We start from the raw sequence: 16,394 nt of genomic DNA on the forward strand, positions 1-16,394 counted from the left end.
TGCCCGCATGCCCCTACCGCTGCGGCCGCCGCTGAAGCCGATGCTCGCCAAGCCCGCGAAGGCCATCCCGGACTCCGGTGGCCTGCTGTTCGAGCCGAAGTGGGACGGCTTCCGCTGCATCGTCTTCAAGGACGGCGACGAGCTGTACCTGCAGTCCCGCGCGGAAAAGCCGTTGAACCGGTACTTCCCGGAAGCGGTCGCGCGGCTGCTGGAGACCCTGCCGCCGCGGGTCGTGCTGGACGGCGAGCTCGTCGTCGCGCGCGGCGGCCGGCTGAACTTCGACGCGCTCACCGAGCGGATCCACCCCGCCGAAAGCCGCATCACGCTGCTGGCGGCCGAGCAGCCCGCCGAGTTCGTCGCCTTCGACGTCCTCGCGCTCGACGACGAACCGCTCCTCGACGAGCCGACGTCCGTCCGCCGCGAACGGCTCGTCGAGCTGGCCGGCGACCGGTTCGCGCTCACCCCGGCCACGACCGACCCCGCCACCGCGCGGCACTGGTTCGAGCTGTTCGAGGGCGCGGGCCTCGACGGCGTCATCGGCAAGCCGCTGGACGAGCCGTACACGCCCGGCAAGCGGGTGATGCTCAAGTACAAGCACCTGCGCACCGCCGACTGCGTCCTGGCCGGGCTGCGCTGGCACGTCGACGGCGGCCCCGGCGAGCTCGTCGGGTCGTTCCTGCTCGGCCTCCACGACGCCCAAGGCGTGCTGCACCACGTCGGCACCATCGGGTCGTTCCCCAAGGACCGCCGCCGCGAACTCGCCGAAGAGCTCGCGCCGCTGGTCACCGACGGCGAGGACCACCCCTGGGGCGGTCGCGCGCAGGGCGAAGGCCAGCGCATCCCCGGCGGCATCACCCGCTGGCGCGCCACCGAGCACGAATGGGTGCCGCTGCGGCCCGAGCGCGTCGTCGAGGTCGCTTACGAGAACACCGAAGGCGGGATGCCGTCGCGGTTCCGGCACAACGCGCGGTTCAAGCGGTGGCGCCCGGACCGCGAACCCGCGTCGTGCGACTACACGCAGCTGGAGGAACCGGCCCGCTACGACCTCGACGCCGTCTTCCGCGGCCAGGTGGTGCGGACCCGCTAACCCGCGTCCCACACCGGCCGTGCGAAGCTCGGCGGTGCAATGCCTGTGATCGACGTGAGGACCTCGCCCGTGCGCCGCCGTTCCCGTCTCCTGGTCGCGCTGCTCGCCCTGGCCTCCGCCGCGGGCTGCGCCGCCGGGCCGTCGGTCCGCCCGGCCCTGGTCGAGAACGACGGCAAGACGACGGCCGCGTCGCCCTCGGGCACGCCCGCGGTGCCGCTGCCGCCGCTGGGCGAACCGCAGTCACCGTCGCTGCGGTGGGCCGACTGCGACGACGACACCCGGCAGCGGATCGGCACCCCGGCCGTCCCGGACACGCTGCACTTCACGTGCGCGCGGGTCACCGCGCCGCTCGACGCGCCCGGCAAGGCCCGGCGTTCGGTCGTGCGCCTGCTGGCGCTGAAGGTCGGGAACGGGCCCGTGCCGCTGGTCGTGGTCAACGACGTCGACGGCGACCCGGGCACGGTGTACGCCGCGCGGCTGGCGGCGACGCTGCCGCCGGCGTTCCTGGAGAAGTTCTCGCTGATCGGCCTCGACCGGCGCGGCACCGGGCTCTCCGGCGCCGTCCAGTGCGTGCCCCCCGAGATCCGGCACGACCTGATCGACGCCGACCCGGACCAGGGCGACCTGCAGGACGTGCTGGACGCCGCGCGCAAGGCCGGCCAGCAGTGCGCGATCGAGCTGGACGACTCCCAGACCGCGCTGGACAGCTGGCGCACCGCCGGCGACCTCGACGAACTGCGCAAGCAGCTGGGCATGGAACGGCTGAACGCGCTCGGGCGCGGCGACGGCTCGAAGGTCCTCGCGGAGTACGCGGTGCGCTTCCCCGGGCAGGTCGGCCGGATGGTGCTCGACGGCGTCCCCGACCCCGGCGCGGACACCGCGGCGGTGCTGGACGCGGTCGCCGCCGGCGCCCAGTCCACGCTGGACGCCTTCGCCACGGACTGCGCGGCGCGCAAGTGCGCCCTCGGCGACCCGAAGGCCGCCCTCGCCACGCTCACCGGGCAGCTGCGGCAGAACATCGCGCCGTTGACCGACGACGGTGTCGCGTTCGGGCCGGGGGTGGCGATGTTCGCCGTCTACTCGGGACTGGCGCAGCGCTCGCGGTGGCCGGAGCTGGCCGACGCCATCGCGGCGGCGCGGTCGGGGGACATCAGGCCGCTGGCGGCGTTCGCCACGCCGGCGCTGCACGACTCGCGCGCGCAGCCGTCCCGGCTCGACGCCACGGTCGCGACCCGCTGCAACGACAGCCAGACGCGGCTCTCGGCCGACCAGCTCGACCAGGTCGTGGCCGGGATGCGGGCGAAGTACCCGCAGTTCGGCGCGGTCGTCGCCCAGCAGCTGGCCTGGTGCGGGCCGTGGCCGGTGCGGACCGAGCCGCTGCCCGCGGCGGGCGGGCCGGGCGCGCCGCCGATCCTGGTCGCGGCCACCGCGGCCGACCCGGTGACGCCCCAGCTCGGCAGCACCCGCGCGGCGGACCAGATGCCGTCGGCGGTGACGATCACGTGGCAGGGCGCGGGCCACGGCGCGGTGGGCGGGTCCCCGTGCGTCACGGACGCGGCCCGCGCCTTCCTGGTGGACGGCAAGATCCCGGCCGACGGCACCCTCTGCCCCGCCTGACCCCGTAAGTCACGTGATCAGAGACGGAACTCGCGTGATCGGAGCCGGATCTCGCGAGTTACGGCTTCAATCACGCGAGTTCCGTACCCGATCACGCGAGTGACGGGTTACTGGCGGTAGGACTCGACCTCGGAGACCGGGCGGGCCGCGGCTTCGTCCGGGTTCTCGTGGAACTCGGTTTTCGCGCGCCGCTGCCGGAGCAGGTCCCAGCACTGGTCGAGCTGCTGCTCGACCGCGGTGAGGCGATCCTTGTCGCCGCCGCTCAGCCCCACCCCGACCGAGCGCGACCGGAGCTCGTGCTCCTCCGCGATCAGCTCGTCGATCCGGCCCAGGATTTCGCCGTCGGCCATCAGTTCCTCCTCGTACGGTTGCTCGGTGGAGACGCTACCCCGGACCCGGGAATTCCCGCCGCACCCGGTTCGTTGACCAGGGCATGAGCACCGTTGAGCTGACTGCCGAGAACTTCGACCAGACGGTAAACGACAACGAGTTCGTCCTGATCGACTTCTGGGCGAGCTGGTGCGGCCCGTGTCGTCAGTTCGCGCCGGTCTACGAAAAGGCCTCCGAGAAGCACGACGACCTCGTGTTCGCGAGCGTCGACACCGAAGCGCAGCAGCAGCTCGCCGCCGCCTTCGACGTCCGCTCCATCCCGACGCTGGCCATCATCCGCGACAAGACGCTGATCTACGCCCAGCCGGGCGCGCTGCCCGAGCCGGCCCTCGAAGAGCTCATCAAACAGGCTCGCGAGGTCGACATGGACGAGGTCAAGCGCAAGGCCGCCGAAGCCGAGGCCGAACAGGCCTGACCACCACCACATGACGAAGGCCGCCCCGCGGGGCGGCCTTCGTCATGTTCAGGAGCGCGTCGCGAGCCCGCGCAGGAAGAACGACAGGTTCGCCGGACGCTCGGCCAGGCGGCGCATGAAGTAGCCGTACCACTCGTCGCCGTAGGGCACGTAGACGCGCATGCGCGAGCCCGCCGCCGCGATCCGCGCCTGCTCCTCCGGCCGGATGCCGTAGAGCATCTGGAACTCGTGGTCGTCGTCCTTCCGGCCGTTCTCCTCGGCCAGCGCGGCGGCGATCTCGATCATCCGCGGGTCGTGCGACGCCACCATCGGGTAGCCCTGGCCGGCCATCAGCACGCGCAGGCAGCGGACGTAGGACTTGTCCACTTCGGACTTCTCCGCGAAGGCCACCGACTCCGGCTCGGCGTACGCGCCCTTGCACAGCCGCACGCGCGATCCCGGCCCGGACAGGTCGCGGCAGTCCTGCTCGGTGCGCCGCAGGTAGGCCTGCAGCACCGCGCCGACCCACGGGTACTCGCCGCGCAGCTCGCGCAGGATGCCGAGCGTCGAGTCCGTGGTGGTGTGGTCCTCCATGTCGAGCGTCACGGTCGCCCCGACCGCCTCGGCCGCCGCGCAGATCTTCCGCGCGTTCTCCAAGGCGACGTCCTCGCCGTCCGCCGGCAGGAACTGGCCCACCGCCGACAGCTTCACCGAGACGTCCGCGCCGTCGGCCAGCCCTTCCGCGGCCAGGGCCGAGAGCACGGCCTCGTAGGCCGCGACCGTGGCCGACGCCTGTGCGGCGTCGGTGGTGTCCTCGCCCAGGTGGTCGAGGGTGATCCGCCGGCCGTCCGCCGCCAGTTCCCTGGCGACGCGGACGGCGTCGGCGGTCTCGGACCCGGCGACGAACCGGCGCACCACGGATCGCGTGGCCGGCACCGCTTCGACGAGCCGCCGGATGCCCTTCGACCGGGCGGCGGCGAGCAACGGGGCACGCAACATGACGGACCTCCCTCAGCCCTGGTGCGGGTAGCGGACGCTGGTCGGCGGGACGAACGTCTCCTTGATGGAGCGGGGGCTCGTCCAGCGCTGCAGGTTGAAGATCGAACCCGCCTTGTCGTTGGTGCCCGAGGCCCGCGCGCCGCCGAACGGCTGCTGGCCGACGACGGCCCCGGTCGGCTTGTCGTTGACGTAGAAGTTGCCGGCGGTGAACTTCAGCGCCTCGGACGCCTTCGCCACGGCCGTGCGGTCGTTGGCGATGATCGCGCCGGTCAGCGCGTACGCGGCGGTCTCGTCGACCAGCTTGAGCACGGCGTCGAAGTCGCCGTCTTCGTAGACGTAGACCCCGAGGATCGGGCCGAAGTACTCGGTGCTGAAGATCTCGTGCGCCGGGTCGTCGGTGACGAGGATCGTCGGCTGGACGAAGTAGCCGTCTTCGTCGTCGGCCGTGCCGCCGGTGAGGACCTCCACCGAAGGGTCGTTCTTGACCCGCTCGAACAGCTCCGCGTGCTTGGTGAACGCGCGCCGGTCGATCACCGCGCCGCCGAAGTGCGACAGGTCGGTGACGTCGCCGTAGGACAGCGCCTCGGTCTCGGCGACCAGACCGTCCTTCAGCCGGTTCCAGACGCTGCGCGGGATGTACGCGCGCGAAGCGGCGGAGCACTTCTGGCCCTGGTATTCGAAAGCGCCGCGGACCATCGCCGTGCGCAGGACGTCGACGTCGGCCGACGGGTGCGCGACGATGAAGTCCTTGCCGCCGGTCTCGCCGACCAGCCGCGGGTAGCCGCGGTAGCCCGCGATGTTCGCGCCGACCGTGGCCCACAGGTGCTGGAACGTCGCGGTGGACCCGGTGAAGTGGATGCCGGCCAGGTCGCGGTGGGTCAGGGCGACCTCGGAGACGGCCTTGCCGTCCCCCGGCAGCAGGTTGATGACGCCCGGCGGCATGCCCGCCTCTTCGAGCAGCCGCATGGTCAGGTGCGCGGCGAACGACTGCGTCGGCGACGGCTTCCACAGCACGGTGTTGCCCATCAGCGCGGGCGCGGTCGGCAGGTTGCCGGCGATCGCGGTGAAGTTGAACGGCGTGATCGCGTAGACGAAGCCCTCGAGCGGGCGGTGCTCCAGCCGGTTCCACACGCCGGGCGAGCTGATCGGCTGCTCGGTCAGCACGCGACGGCCGAACTCGACGTTGAAGCGCCAGAAGTCGGCGAGCTCGCAGGCGGCGTCGATCTCGGCCTGGGTCGCGGTCTTGGACTGGCCGAGCATGGTGGCGGCGTTGAGCGTGGCGCGCCAGGGGCCGGTCAGCAGGTCGGCGGCGCGCAGCAGGATCGCGGCGCGGTCGTCGTAGGACAGCGCGCGCCACTCCGGCGCGGCCTTCGCGGCCGCCGCGATGGCGTCGGTCGTGTCCTGCTGGGTGGCGCTGTGGATGGTGCCCAGCACGTGGCGGTGGTTGTGCGGCTGGACGACCTCGATCTTCTCGCCGCCGCCGAGGCGCTGCTCGCCCCCGACGGTGATCGTGAGGTCGACGGGTTCCGCCTGGCCCAGCCGCTTGAGCGCACCCTCGAGTTCCGCGCGCTCAGCGCTGCCCGGCGCATACGTCAGCACCGGCTCGTTCTTCGGGGCGGGGGTCTGGGTCACGGCGTCCACGGCGGCTCCTCTGCAGCGCTGTACGTCTCTGATGCCCCGAACGGTAACTCCGGACACGCTTCGGCGGCTTGTCCGAACGGCTAAAATCAATCGGGTGACCTTGGCCGATCGGATAACATCGTTGCGCCACGTGCTGGCCACCCTCGGGGAACCGCTGGTCGAGGTCGTCGTGGCCCCGCACGGCCTGGGCGTCCCGGTCACCGACGTCGTGATCCTCGATCCCGAAGACCCCTTGGAAGCCTCGCCGGGCGACCTGGTGCTGGTGATCGGCGCGCGCGGCCGGGCGGCGGCGCCCGCGATCCGCGCGGCCGGGCGCGGCGGGGCGGCCGCGGTGGCGGTCAAGGGCGCGACGGGTGCCGACGTCGCCGCCGACGCGGGCGTCGCACTCCTCACGGTCGGCGCCGAGGCGCGCTGGGAGCAGGTGGAGTCGCTGGCCCGCGGGGTCGTCGAGGCGGCCCGCGCGGGTGGTGAGGCGGCCAGCGGCGAGGTGCTCGGCGACCTGTTCGCCCTGGCCCAGACGATCGCGACGCTCACCGGCGGCCTGGTCAGCATCGAGGACACGGCGAACCGCGTCCTCGCGTACTCACGGGCGGGAGACGAGGTCGACGAGCTGCGGCGGCTGTCGATCCTCGGCCGCGAAGGCCCGGAACGCTACCTCGCGATGCTGCGCGAATGGGGTGTTTACCAGCGGCTTCGCGCCGGCGAGGGGATCGTCCGGATCGACGAACGACCGGAGCTGGGCATCCGCCGGCGCATCGCGGCGGGCATCCACGCGGGCAAGCAGCCGCTCGGCACGATCTGGGTCCAGGAAGGCGCCCAGCCGCTCACCGAACGCGCCGAGACGGCCCTGCTCGGCGCCAGCCGCACCCTCGCGCCGCAGCTGATCCGCGCCCGCACGCTGCCCAGCCCAGAGCTGCGGCTGCGGGAAGATCTCCTGGCGAGCCTGCTGGAAGGGCGGCTGGACGCGGAGTCCGTCGCGGACGACATCGGCGCCGACCCGGCCCGGCCCGCGCAGGTCCTGGCGTTTTCGCTGGAGCGATCGGACAACCGGCAGCTGCGCCGGGCCGAACTGGTCCACCTGATCGCCGTCCACACGGCGGCCTACCGGCGCAGCGCGCTGGTGAGCGTGATCGGCGGCCGCGTCTACGCGCTGCTGCCGGACCTGCCCGAGCACTCGGACGCGGCGGTGCTGGCGCTGGCCCGGGAGATCGTCGGCACCGCGCGACGGCACCTGGACGTCCCGGTGCGGGCGGCGCTCGGCGGCGTGGTCCCGCGGCTGTCGGACGCGGCCGCGTCCCGGGGCGACGCCGACCGCGTCCTGGCGGCGATGGCCCGCGGGCACTGGCCGGCCGACGTCGCCTCGCTCGCCGACGTCCGCGCCGAGGTGCTGCTGTCGGAGGTGCTGGCGTTCCTGGGCGGGCAGCCGCGCATCCGCGACCCGCGGCTGACGTCGCTGGTGGAGCACGACACCGAGCACGGCGGGATCCTGGTCCCGGCGGTCCTGGCGTGGCTCGACGCGTTCGGCGACGTCCGCGCGGCGGCCCGGGTCCTGAACATCCACCCCAACACCGTCCGCTACCGCGTCCGGCGCGCCGCCGAAGTGTCCGGAGTGGACTTCGAGGACCCGGCCCAGCGCATCCTCACTCAGCTGCAGCTGCGGCTCTGATCCTGCTAGCTTCGCCGGCGTGGATCTCTTCTCGCGCACGTGGGCGGCGTTGCGGGCCGCGGTCGCCGCCCTGCCCGACGACGACTTCGCGAAGCCGTCCGGCTGCCGGGGGTGGCTGGTCCGGGACCTGGTGTGCCACCTGGTGATCGACGCCCAGGACGTCCTGATCACGCTGGTGACGCCGGCTTCCTCGGCGGTGACGCACGACGCGGTGACCTACTGGGCGGTGGCTTCCGAACCGCCCTCCGGCGACGATCCGCTGGACGCGCTGATCGTCCGCCTGGCGGCGGCGTACGAGGACCCGGCGCTGCTGAAGTTCCACCTCGACGACGTCGGCGCGGCGGCGGGCCGCGCGGCCGGCCTGGCCGACCCGGGGATGCGGGTGGCGACGCAGGACATGGTGCTCACCGCGGGCGACTACCTCTCCGCGTACGTGCTGGAGTGGACCTTGCACCACCTGGACCTGGTGGCCCACGTGCCTTCGGCGCCGGGACCGCCGGCCGAAGGCTTGGCGCGGACGCGGTCGATGCTGGAGAAGATCGCGGGGGCGCACTTCCCGCCGTCGTTCTCCGACCCGGACGTGCTGCTGGTGGCGACGGGCCGCCGCTCCCCGACGGACGCCGAGCGCGAGGCCTTGGGCGACCTGTTCACGCGGCTGCCGTTCATTCTCGGGTGAGCTCAGGGAATTGCCCCGCCGGTAATTCTTCGACGCGATATCCGGGTATCGGGAAATCGGCTCACGCAAGCGCGGGAAGATCGGCCAGTCCGGCGAGCGCGGCGAAAGAATCGAGCCGCGCGGATTGGTCGTAGGCGGCCGTCGTCGCGAGGACTTCGTCGGCGCCCGCGGCCGCGACGAGCGCGCCCAGGCGGTCCGCCACTTCGCCCGGCGTCCCCGAAATCTGGCCGTCCAGGGTCTCCTCGAGGCGCCGGCGCTCGCGGTCGGTCATCGGCAGCGCCAGGACCTCCGCGGGTGGCGACAGCGGCGGGAAGACGCCGTGGGAGCGCGAATACACCGTCGCCCACGCTTCCGAGACGAGCAGGCGGCGCGCGTCGGCCGCCGAGTCCGCGACGGCGATCGCCGACGACACCACGACGTACGGCTCCCGCGTCCACTCCGACGGCCGGAAGCCGTCGCGGTAGCGCGTCACGGCTTCGGTCAGGGCGCGTTCACCGCGGACGGGCGCGATCACCAGCGGCAGCCCGAGCTCCGCGGCGAGGTCGGCGCCGGACCCCGTGGCCAGCAGGAACGGCGGCACGCGCAGCCCCTCGGCGGGGTAGGCGTGGACGCCCGGATAGGCGTGCTCGCCGGTGAAGAACCCGAGGAGCTCCCGCACCTGCGCGCCGAAGTCGTCGGCGGCCTCCTTGCCGTGCCCGAGCGCCTCGCGGACACCGCCGGTGAAGCCGACCGAGCGGCCCAGCCCCATGTCGATCCGGCCCGGGTGCAGCGCTTCCAGGACACCGAACTGCTCGGCGACGACCAGCGGCCGGTGGTTCGGCAGCATGACGCCCCCGGTGCCGACGCGGATCCGGCTCGTCGCGGCCGCGACGGCGGCGGCCAGCACGGTCGGCGCGGACCCGGCGACCCCGGGCACGCCGTGGTGCTCGGAAACCCAGAACCGGTGGTAGCCCAGCCGTTCGACGTCGGCGGCGAACGCGACGGTGTCCCTCAGCGCCCGCGCGGTCCCGCCGTCACGCCGCACCGGCGAGCGGTCGAGCACGGAAAGCTTCACCCCGGGTGCAACGCCCGGCGCGGGACGGGATTCCCGTCAGGGGCGCCAGCGCTCGCTGTAGTCCGGGTGGTCGGTGTAGGGCAGGGCCAGCAGGCGCAGCGTGAGGCACCAGTTGGAGCCGGCCTCGTCGGCGGGCACGTGGCAGGTCTCACACCAGTATTCGCTGCCGTAGAGCGGAAAGCCGGGCACCTTCTCCGACACCGTGGTGCGGTGCGCGAGCAGGATCCGCCGGGTCGCCTCGATCTCGTTGATCATCTGGTTGACCGCGTCGAGATCCAGGTCGGTCAGCCCCCGGATCTTCTGCTCCACGGCGACCTTCGTCTCGCCGCGGTTCATGGCGTCACCGGCCTTGGCCTTGTTGACGGCCTGCATGATCATCGCCTGCCGCGCGCCCACGCGCGCGGCGAGGAAAGCGATCAGGTCGTCCACTGAGGGCCTCCCTCGAACTCGCCCCAGGACATGTCTGCCGGGGAGTCGTCGATCCGGGAACGCACGTTACGCCGTCGGAGCCGGTGGTCGAGACCACCGAGGCGGCCGTACGCCATTTGTGACCCGAAAGGCGACAGCGGGCAGCGAACTGATCACTCCGCGTTTTCCGGTGTGCAGTTTCGATTAAGCCTTTGACGAGTTCTCGGGTGCGGAAGTGGCCCGCGGCACCCGTGTGGGGCCGCGCACAGTCACGCCTCCGGCCGCGCCTTGCTGGGCTGGACCCGCTTGGGCTCCCCCGGCATCTTCGGGTAGTCCGGCGGGTACGGCATGTCCCCCAGCCCGTGGTCGCGCAGGTCGCGTTCGTACCACTCCAGCGCCGTCTCCAGGCCGAACGCCTCCGCGTCCATCGCCTCGTGCAGGTCGCCGTGGGCGGCCAGGAACGCCGGGATCGTCAGCACGTCGAAGTCGTCCGCGTCGACCTCCGGCAGCAGGTCCCACGTCAACGGCGTCGACACCGTGGCGCGCGTGGTGCCGCGGACCGACCAGCTCGACGCCACCGTGCGGTCGCGCGCCGCCTGGTTGTAGTCCAGGAACACGCGGCCGCCGCGCTCCTCCTTCCACCACGCGATCGTCGCCTTCTCCGGGATCCGCCGCTCGACCTCGCGGCCCAGCGCGATCACCGCGTGGCGGACCTCGACGAAGTCCCACTCCGGCCGGATCCGCACCAGCACGTGCACCCCGCGGCCGCCGGAGGTCTTCGGGTAGCCCGTCAGCCCCGCGTCCGCCAGCACCTCGCGGACCACCTGCGCGACCTCGACCGCGTCGGCGAACCCGGCCCGGTCCGGCGGGTCGACGTCGATGCGCAGCTCGTCCGGGTGGTCCACGTCGGCGCGGCGGACCGGCCACGGGTGGAAGTCGAACGTCCCCAGGTTGGCCGCCCAGGCGAAGACGGCCGGCTCGGTCGGGCACACCTCGGCGGCCTTGCGGCCCGACGGGAAAGTGATCTCGGCGGTCTCGAGCCAGTCCGGCGCGCCCTTGGGCACGCGCTTGGCGTAGAACCACTCGCCCTCGACGCCGTCGACGTAGCGCTTCAGCGTGGTCGGCCGCTCGCCGATCGCCCGCAGCAGCGGCGCGCCGACGGCGATGTAGTGCTCGACGACCTGCCGCTTGGTGATGCCGCGCTGGGGGAAGTACACCTTGTCCGGGCTCGAGACGCGGACGGTGCGCCCGCCCACCTCGTACTCGACCGGGTCACCGTGCTTGGGCATGCGGTGCACGCTAGCGGTGATCGCGCCGCCCGGCCCCCGCGAACCTGCCCGGCGGCTCCCGCGCGGCTCCCGGCCCAAGCGTCTTGAATGAGTCATTCAGGACCTCCGGTGACCTGAATGACTCATTCAAGACATCCGGCGAGCGACACCGGACGTGGCGAAGGCCCGCGCAGGACCGCCGGTAGGCTGGAGCGGGTGTCCGGCCGCACCAAGCTGATCGTCGCGCTCGCCGTGGCCGCCCTCTTCGTGGCGGCCGTGGTGCTGGTGCCGATCCCCGGGCCCGCCGAGCTCCGCGCCTGGGCCGCCGCGACCGGGCCCGCCACCCCGCTCGTGCTGCTCGTGGCGTACTCGCTGCTCACCGTCGCGCCGATCCCGCGCACCGTCTTCAACCTGGCCGCCGGCCTGCTGGTCGGCACCGCGGCCGGGATCGCCATCGGCCTGGTCGCCACCACCATCGCGGCCGGCCTGTCCTTCGGCCTGGCCCGGCTGCTCGGCCGCGACCTGGTCACCCGGCACCTGCACCGGTCCGCCGTCCGGAAGGTCAACGACCGGCTCTCCGACGGCGGCGTCCTCGCGATCACCTCGCTGCGGCTCATCCCGGTGGTGCCGTTCGCGCCGTTCAGCTACCTGTGCGGCGTGTCGTCCGTGCGACCGGCCCCGTACCTGGCCGGTACGCTGCTCGGCAGCGTGCCGGGCACCGTCGCCGTGGTCGTCCTCGGCGACGCCCTCACCGGCGACACGCCGCCCGCGCTGCTCGCCTGCTACGGCGCGTTCGCGCTGGCCGGGGCGATCGGACTGGTCAGGGTGTTCCGGAAACGGGTCCCGGCGGGACCGGTGCCCGAACCGGAGCCCGCCGGACCGGCTGGCTGACGCGAACAGCACAAGGCCGACCGCTACACTCGATCGGGTGCGCGAAGCGGAAACGCGCTGAGCAGGGCCACCATCACCGGGAATTTCGTCAGGAGCAGTCGCCATCGACACCGGTCAGCTGATCGCGGGGCACTACCGCCTCGTCGAGCACATTGGTAGCGGTGCCATGGGAGTCGTGTGGCGCGCCACCGACGTGCGCCTCGAGCGCGACGTCGCGATCAAGCAGATCCTCCCCCAGCCGGGCGTGTCCGAGACCGAGCGCGACAACATGCGCCAGCGCGCGATGCGCGAGGCGAAGAACGCGGCCCGGTTCCAGCACCCGAACGCGATCGTGGTGTTCGACATCGCCGAGCACAACGGCGACCCGTGCCTGGTGATGGAGTACCTCAACGGGCCCAGCCTCTCCACGATCCTCGCCCAGGAGGGCACGCTCCCGCTCGGCCGGATCGCGCGCATCGGCGAGCAGGTGGCGTCCGCCCTGGTGGCCGCGCACCGCGCCGGGATCGTCCACCGCGACGTCAAGCCGGGCAACATCCTCATCGACGAGACCGGCACCGCGAAGATCACCGACTTCGGCATCTCGCGCGCGGCCGGCGACATGACGCTGACGGCCACCGGCCTGATCGGCGGCACCCCCGCCTACCTGGCACCCGAGCTGGCCCGCGGCGCCGACCCGGTGCCCAGTTCCGACGTCTTCGCCCTCGGCGCGACCCTCTACCAGGCGATCGAAGGCACCACGCCGTACGGCAACACCACCAACCAGCTCGCGCTGCTCTACGCGGCGGCGAACGGCCAGATCAACCCGCCGGTGCAGGCGGGCGCGGCCACCGCGCTGCTGATGAGCCTGCTGCGCAGCGAGCCGGGCGAGCGCCCCAGCATGGCCGAGGCCCGGGAGCGGCTGGCCGCGCTGGCCCGCACCGAGCCGGGCGGCATGTCGGCGTCACCGCCGCTGCTCTCGGGTGGCGGGGGCCGCAAGCCCGCCGCACCCGCCGAGAGCGGCGGCCGCCCGCCGTGGCAGCGCACCGACCAGCCGGCGCCGTCGTCCCCGCCGGTCGGCACGCCGGTGCCCGCGGGCAAGGCGCCGTCGAACCCGCCGCGCCCGACCGCGGCGTTCATGCCGATGCGGTCCCCGGCCGCGCCGCCGAACACCCCGCCCAGACCGATGCCCGCGGCCGCGCCCACGGCCAGGGCCCCGCAGTACTCGTCCGCCCCCTCGAAGCCGGACAACAAGCGCAAGTACGCGATCTTCGCCGGCGCGGGCGCCGCGGTCGTCGTGCTCGCGGTGATCGTGTTCCTCGTGGCGAACTCCGGGGGCAGCGGCGGCACAGGCGGCACCACGAACGCCCAGTCGCCGAGCCGGCCCACCACCGGGCAGTCGTCGCCGAAGCCCAGCAGCTCGGACGACGCTCCCGCGTCCGCCAAGCTGGGCCAGACGCCGTCCGAGGGCAAGATCACGAGCTACCAGCAGGCCGGCCAGTTGCTCGCCAACACCTACTACCCGAACGTCGAGAACGGCTGGAGTTATCTCACGCCCGCCGCCCAGGCGGTCTACGGCTCGCAGGACGAATACAGGTCCTACTGGGGCGCCCACAAGGGCGACCTCAGCGGCTGGAGATCGGCCACGGCGGCGGGCAGCGGGAGCGACGGCTCGCTGGACCTGACGATGGAGCTCAACGGCTCCCGCCGGAAGTACCACATCGTGCTAGTCGGCGGGCAGCTGCTGATCGACAGCAACACGAAGCTCGACGCGAACCCCGACACCGGTCTCTGAGACTTAACGCGCCGCTGGTGGGCTGACGGGCGCCGATGGCCTACCGTGGAAGCATGGCCGACAACGGAGCTTCGCTGCCGGGCCAGAATCCTCGGTTCCACGAGGATCTGGTCGGCCTGGACCCGTACGACCCGGAGGCGCGCGCGTTCGCCGAGCACCTCGACCGGATCGAGCGTTCCGGTCCCAACTACACCATCGAAGCCGCGCTGGACGGCGTGTCCGACTTCGCCGATTCCAGCAACCGCCTCGGCGGGCTCCGGTACTGGGTGTCGGCCCTGATCGTGGTGCTCATCGTGCTCGGCGTGATAGTCGCCGCATGGGACATCGTGGTGCACGCCCTGGCGTGGCTCGCGGCGTAACGTGGAACGGGTGAAAGGTATGAAACCCGTTGTCGGCGCCACCCCACGCGTCGTGAAGTCCGAGCAGGAATGGCGGGCGGAGCTGGGCCCGGAGGAGTACGCCGTGCTCCGCCAGGCCGGCACCGAACGGCCGTTCACCGGTGAGTACACCGACACCAAGACCACCGGCGTCTACGAGTGCCGTGCGTGCGGTGCCGAGCTGTTCCGCAGCGACACGAAGTTCGAGAGCCACTGCGGCTGGCCGTCGTTCTACGACCCCGCCGACTCCGACGCCGTGCTGCTGCGCGAAGACCGCACCATGGGCATGAAGCGCATCGAGGTGCTCTGCGGCTCCTGCCACAGCCACCTCGGGCACGTCTTCGAGGGCGAGGGCTACCCGACCCCGACCGACCAGCGCTACTGCATCAACTCGATTTCCCTGAAACTGGTACCCCAGTCCTAAATCTGCCTTAAGCCGGCAACCCGCCGCCCTTCCTCGAACGTAGTCTCCGCACACGGACGAGGGAGGGCGGCATCATGACCGACACCTGGAGCATTCCCGGCCCGTTGTTCGCGGGCCTCTACCTGGGCCTGCTGCTTCTGCCCGCGGGCTACGCCGCGGTGCGAACCCTGCTGCTGCGGCGCGGCCGCGCGGGCGGCGTCCCGGAGCGTGCCGAAGAGCTGGCCCTCCTGACCGGCGGGCGCGCGCGGGCCGGCGAGTTCGTCGTCGCCCGGCTGCTGGAGCGTCAGACCATCCGGATGGACGGCACCGGCCGGGTGCACCGCGTCCGGGGCAGCGACGCGGACGACCTGGGCCGATCGGCGCTCGCGCGGATCAGCAAAACCGGCACCGCCGTCGACTCGGTGCGCCGCGAGGTGCGGCACCACCCGGCGCTGGTCGACCTGGAGAACGGGCTGATCGCGCGCGGCCTGCTCGTCGACGCCCGGAAAGTGCGACTGACCTGGGTGTTCACCGCCGTCGTGTACTGGGCGCTGGTCGTGTTCGGCGTGGTTCGCCTGATCGCCGGCAGCTCCACCGGGCACCCCGTCGGCTTCCTGCTGGGCCTGCTGCTGCTGGGCCTGGTCGCGGCCATCTTCGTCACGACCCGCGCCGCGAACGCGCCCGAGGTCAAGGCCACCTCCGCCGGGCGCGCCGCGGCCCGCGAAGCCGAGCGCGCCGGCGTGCTGACGGCCGGCTCGGCGGGCGCGGTCGCGGCCGGCGGGTTCGACAGCCACCCCGACAAGGACGTCCGGCTGGCCGTCAGCCGCTCCACGGTCGTCTCGGCCACCCGCCAGTACAGCCGCCGCGGCCGGTGGGCGGCGGCCGGGGGCGGCGGGGTCGCCGGCTACTACGGCGGCAGCTCCTGCGGCGGTGGCGGCAGCTCCTGCGGCGGCGGGGGTGGCGGCGGCTGCGGTGGCGGTGGCGGCGGGGGTTGCGGCGGTTGAAACGCCGACGCGACCGCTCGCGTCTGACAGCTACGGTAACCGCAACTCAGTGAGGGGAGACGGGCGATGGCCGACCCGTGGGGCATCTCCGGACCGGATTTCGTGGTCCTCTACATCGCACTGCTCGGCGCGGTGCTGCTGATCCGGGTCATCGTCGCCGGCGTCGCCGCGAGCCGGGCGCTGCGGGCGGACCACGAGCAGCCCGGCCCGCCGCCGACGGTCTACGAGCTGGCCTTCCTGGCCGGCGGGCCCGACCGCGCGGTCGACACCGCGATCGCGGCGCTGGTGGAGCGCGGCCAGCTGCGGGTGAACAGCTACCGGCAGATCAGCAAGGCCGGGACGCGGCCGGTCGACCCGCTGGAGCGGGCGGTCGCCGATGTGGCGAAGCTGAAGACGACCTCGACGATCCGCGCGAAGGTCCGCGGCTCCGCGGCGATGCGCGCTCTGGAAGAGAGCCTCGACCAGCGGGGGTTGCTGGCTTCGGCGGCGGCCAAGCGGCGGTCGCGGACGTTCGGGCTCGTCCTGCAGCTGGCCGTGCTGGTGCTGGGCGTCGTCCGGCTGGTCAACGGCATCTCACTAGGCCGTCCGGTGGGCGTCCTGGTGTTCCTGGTGCTCATCGCGGCCGTGCTGACGATCGTGGCCGCGGTCCGCCGGTCGAAGACCGGGCCCCGGCAGCCGTCGGGCGCGGGCCGCCGCCTGCTCGGCCAGGCACGCTCCGCGGCGAGCGGGCCGGTGCCGGCCGGGATGC

At 72.9% G+C, this 16,394-nt stretch carries 17 protein-coding genes; 11 read left to right on the top strand and 6 right to left on the bottom strand.

Annotated features, from left to right (window positions below):
* The first annotated feature begins 7 nt into the window (after positions 1 to 7).
* Together AB0M83_RS33735 and AB0M83_RS33740 are read left to right on the top strand one after the other, a co-directional pair.
* Positions 8 to 1,087, top strand: a complete 1,080-nt coding sequence (locus AB0M83_RS33735; protein ID WP_364523227.1) for an ATP-dependent DNA ligase — start codon at positions 8 to 10, stop codon at positions 1,085 to 1,087.
* A 39-nt stretch (positions 1,088 to 1,126) separates the two neighbouring features.
* Entirely contained in the window at positions 1,127 to 2,704 is a 1,578-nt protein-coding gene (locus tag AB0M83_RS33740; RefSeq protein WP_364523229.1) for an alpha/beta hydrolase, read from the top strand.
* Between the two features lie 107 nt (positions 2,705 to 2,811).
* Here the strand turns inward: AB0M83_RS33740 and AB0M83_RS33745 are convergent, their stop codons facing one another.
* A complete protein-coding gene (locus AB0M83_RS33745; protein WP_013224533.1) occupies positions 2,812 to 3,054 on the bottom strand; it encodes a DUF2630 family protein in 243 nt (80 codons plus the stop codon).
* 83 nt (positions 3,055 to 3,137) lie between these two features.
* On the opposite strand from AB0M83_RS33745, the gene AB0M83_RS33750 reads away from it, so the two are divergent.
* A complete protein-coding gene (locus AB0M83_RS33750; RefSeq protein ID WP_093951826.1) occupies positions 3,138 to 3,509 on the top strand; it encodes a thioredoxin family protein in 372 nt (123 codons plus the stop codon).
* A 48-nt stretch (positions 3,510 to 3,557) separates the two neighbouring features.
* Here the strand turns inward: AB0M83_RS33750 and AB0M83_RS33755 are convergent, their stop codons facing one another.
* Together AB0M83_RS33755 and pruA are read right to left on the bottom strand one after the other, a co-directional pair.
* Positions 3,558 to 4,487 (bottom strand): proline dehydrogenase family protein, encoded by a 930-nt coding sequence (locus tag AB0M83_RS33755; protein WP_364523232.1) that lies wholly within the window; start codon positions 4,485 to 4,487, stop codon positions 3,558 to 3,560.
* 12 nt (positions 4,488 to 4,499) lie between these two features.
* Positions 4,500 to 6,128 carry an L-glutamate gamma-semialdehyde dehydrogenase gene (gene pruA, locus AB0M83_RS33760; protein ID WP_364523234.1) on the bottom strand — a complete coding sequence of 543 codons (1,629 nt, stop codon included), beginning with the start codon at positions 6,126 to 6,128 and terminating at the stop codon, positions 4,500 to 4,502.
* A gap of 112 nt (positions 6,129 to 6,240) precedes the next feature.
* Between pruA and AB0M83_RS33765 the strand changes: the two genes are divergently transcribed.
* Both AB0M83_RS33765 and AB0M83_RS33770 read left to right on the top strand, forming a co-directional pair.
* On the top strand, positions 6,241 to 7,794 hold the full coding sequence (locus AB0M83_RS33765; protein WP_364523254.1) for a helix-turn-helix domain-containing protein: 1,554 nt from the start codon (positions 6,241 to 6,243) through the stop codon (positions 7,792 to 7,794).
* A gap of 19 nt (positions 7,795 to 7,813) precedes the next feature.
* A complete protein-coding gene (locus tag AB0M83_RS33770) occupies positions 7,814 to 8,470 on the top strand; it encodes a maleylpyruvate isomerase N-terminal domain-containing protein (protein WP_364523236.1) in 657 nt (218 codons plus the stop codon).
* Between the two features lie 61 nt (positions 8,471 to 8,531).
* Here AB0M83_RS33770 and AB0M83_RS33775 read toward each other — a convergent pair whose 3' ends face one another.
* From AB0M83_RS33775 to AB0M83_RS33785, 3 genes are all read right to left on the bottom strand, one after another.
* Positions 8,532 to 9,524, bottom strand: coding sequence for an MsnO8 family LLM class oxidoreductase (locus AB0M83_RS33775; RefSeq protein ID WP_364523238.1), 993 nt, complete (start codon positions 9,522 to 9,524; stop codon positions 8,532 to 8,534).
* Positions 9,525 to 9,560: 36 nt separating this feature from the next.
* Complete coding sequence (locus tag AB0M83_RS33780) at positions 9,561 to 9,953, bottom strand: DUF6221 family protein (RefSeq protein ID WP_155542325.1); 393 nt, start codon at positions 9,951 to 9,953, stop codon at positions 9,561 to 9,563.
* A gap of 248 nt (positions 9,954 to 10,201) precedes the next feature.
* A complete protein-coding gene (locus AB0M83_RS33785) occupies positions 10,202 to 11,221 on the bottom strand; it encodes a DNA polymerase domain-containing protein (RefSeq protein WP_364523240.1) in 1,020 nt (339 codons plus the stop codon).
* 195 nt (positions 11,222 to 11,416) lie between these two features.
* On the opposite strand from AB0M83_RS33785, the gene AB0M83_RS33790 reads away from it, so the two are divergent.
* The 6 genes from AB0M83_RS33790 to AB0M83_RS33815 form a co-directional block, all read left to right on the top strand.
* Positions 11,417 to 12,091 carry a TVP38/TMEM64 family protein gene (locus tag AB0M83_RS33790; protein WP_364523242.1) on the top strand — a complete coding sequence of 225 codons (675 nt, stop codon included), beginning with the start codon at positions 11,417 to 11,419 and terminating at the stop codon, positions 12,089 to 12,091.
* A 118-nt stretch (positions 12,092 to 12,209) separates the two neighbouring features.
* The gene (locus AB0M83_RS33795; RefSeq protein WP_364523256.1) at positions 12,210 to 13,862 is read left to right on the top strand and encodes a protein kinase; all 1,653 of its coding nucleotides are present in this window, start codon (positions 12,210 to 12,212) and stop codon (positions 13,860 to 13,862) included.
* Positions 13,863 to 13,915: 53 nt separating this feature from the next.
* The gene (locus AB0M83_RS33800; RefSeq protein ID WP_285483171.1) at positions 13,916 to 14,221 is read left to right on the top strand and encodes a hypothetical protein; all 306 of its coding nucleotides are present in this window, start codon (positions 13,916 to 13,918) and stop codon (positions 14,219 to 14,221) included.
* A gap of 19 nt (positions 14,222 to 14,240) precedes the next feature.
* Positions 14,241 to 14,663: a peptide-methionine (R)-S-oxide reductase MsrB gene (gene msrB, locus AB0M83_RS33805; protein WP_364523244.1), complete on the top strand. Its 423-nt coding sequence runs from the start codon at positions 14,241 to 14,243 to the stop codon at positions 14,661 to 14,663.
* A 74-nt stretch (positions 14,664 to 14,737) separates the two neighbouring features.
* Entirely contained in the window at positions 14,738 to 15,646 is a 909-nt protein-coding gene (locus tag AB0M83_RS33810) for a TIGR04222 domain-containing membrane protein (RefSeq protein WP_364523246.1), read from the top strand.
* Between the two features lie 66 nt (positions 15,647 to 15,712).
* The coding region (locus AB0M83_RS33815) for a TIGR04222 domain-containing membrane protein (protein WP_364523248.1) at positions 15,713 to 16,394 on the top strand (682 nt) is incomplete at its 3' end.

Source organism: Amycolatopsis sp. NPDC051106 (genome assembly GCF_040682775.1).
In the GTDB taxonomy this organism is placed as follows: domain Bacteria; phylum Actinomycetota; class Actinomycetes; order Mycobacteriales; family Pseudonocardiaceae; genus Amycolatopsis.

Excerpts from the sequence above, each read along its gene's own strand:
- AB0M83_RS33735 (WP_364523227.1), top strand. The coding sequence starts at position 8 with ATGCCCCTACCGCTGCGGCCGCCGCTGAAGCCGATGCTCGCCAAGCCC.
- AB0M83_RS33740 (WP_364523229.1), top strand. The coding sequence starts at position 1,127 with ATGCCTGTGATCGACGTGAGGACCTCGCCCGTGCGCCGCCGTTCCCGT.
- AB0M83_RS33745 (WP_013224533.1), bottom strand. The coding sequence starts at position 3,054 with ATGGCCGACGGCGAAATCCTGGGCCGGATCGACGAGCTGATCGCGGAG.
- AB0M83_RS33750 (WP_093951826.1), top strand. The coding sequence starts at position 3,138 with ATGAGCACCGTTGAGCTGACTGCCGAGAACTTCGACCAGACGGTAAAC.
- AB0M83_RS33755 (WP_364523232.1), bottom strand. The coding sequence starts at position 4,487 with ATGTTGCGTGCCCCGTTGCTCGCCGCCGCCCGGTCGAAGGGCATCCGG.
- AB0M83_RS33785 (WP_364523240.1), bottom strand. The coding sequence starts at position 11,221 with ATGCCCAAGCACGGTGACCCGGTCGAGTACGAGGTGGGCGGGCGCACC.
- AB0M83_RS33800 (WP_285483171.1), top strand. The coding sequence starts at position 13,916 with ATGGCCGACAACGGAGCTTCGCTGCCGGGCCAGAATCCTCGGTTCCAC.
- msrB (WP_364523244.1), top strand. The coding sequence starts at position 14,241 with ATGAAACCCGTTGTCGGCGCCACCCCACGCGTCGTGAAGTCCGAGCAG.
- AB0M83_RS33810 (WP_364523246.1), top strand. The coding sequence starts at position 14,738 with ATGACCGACACCTGGAGCATTCCCGGCCCGTTGTTCGCGGGCCTCTAC.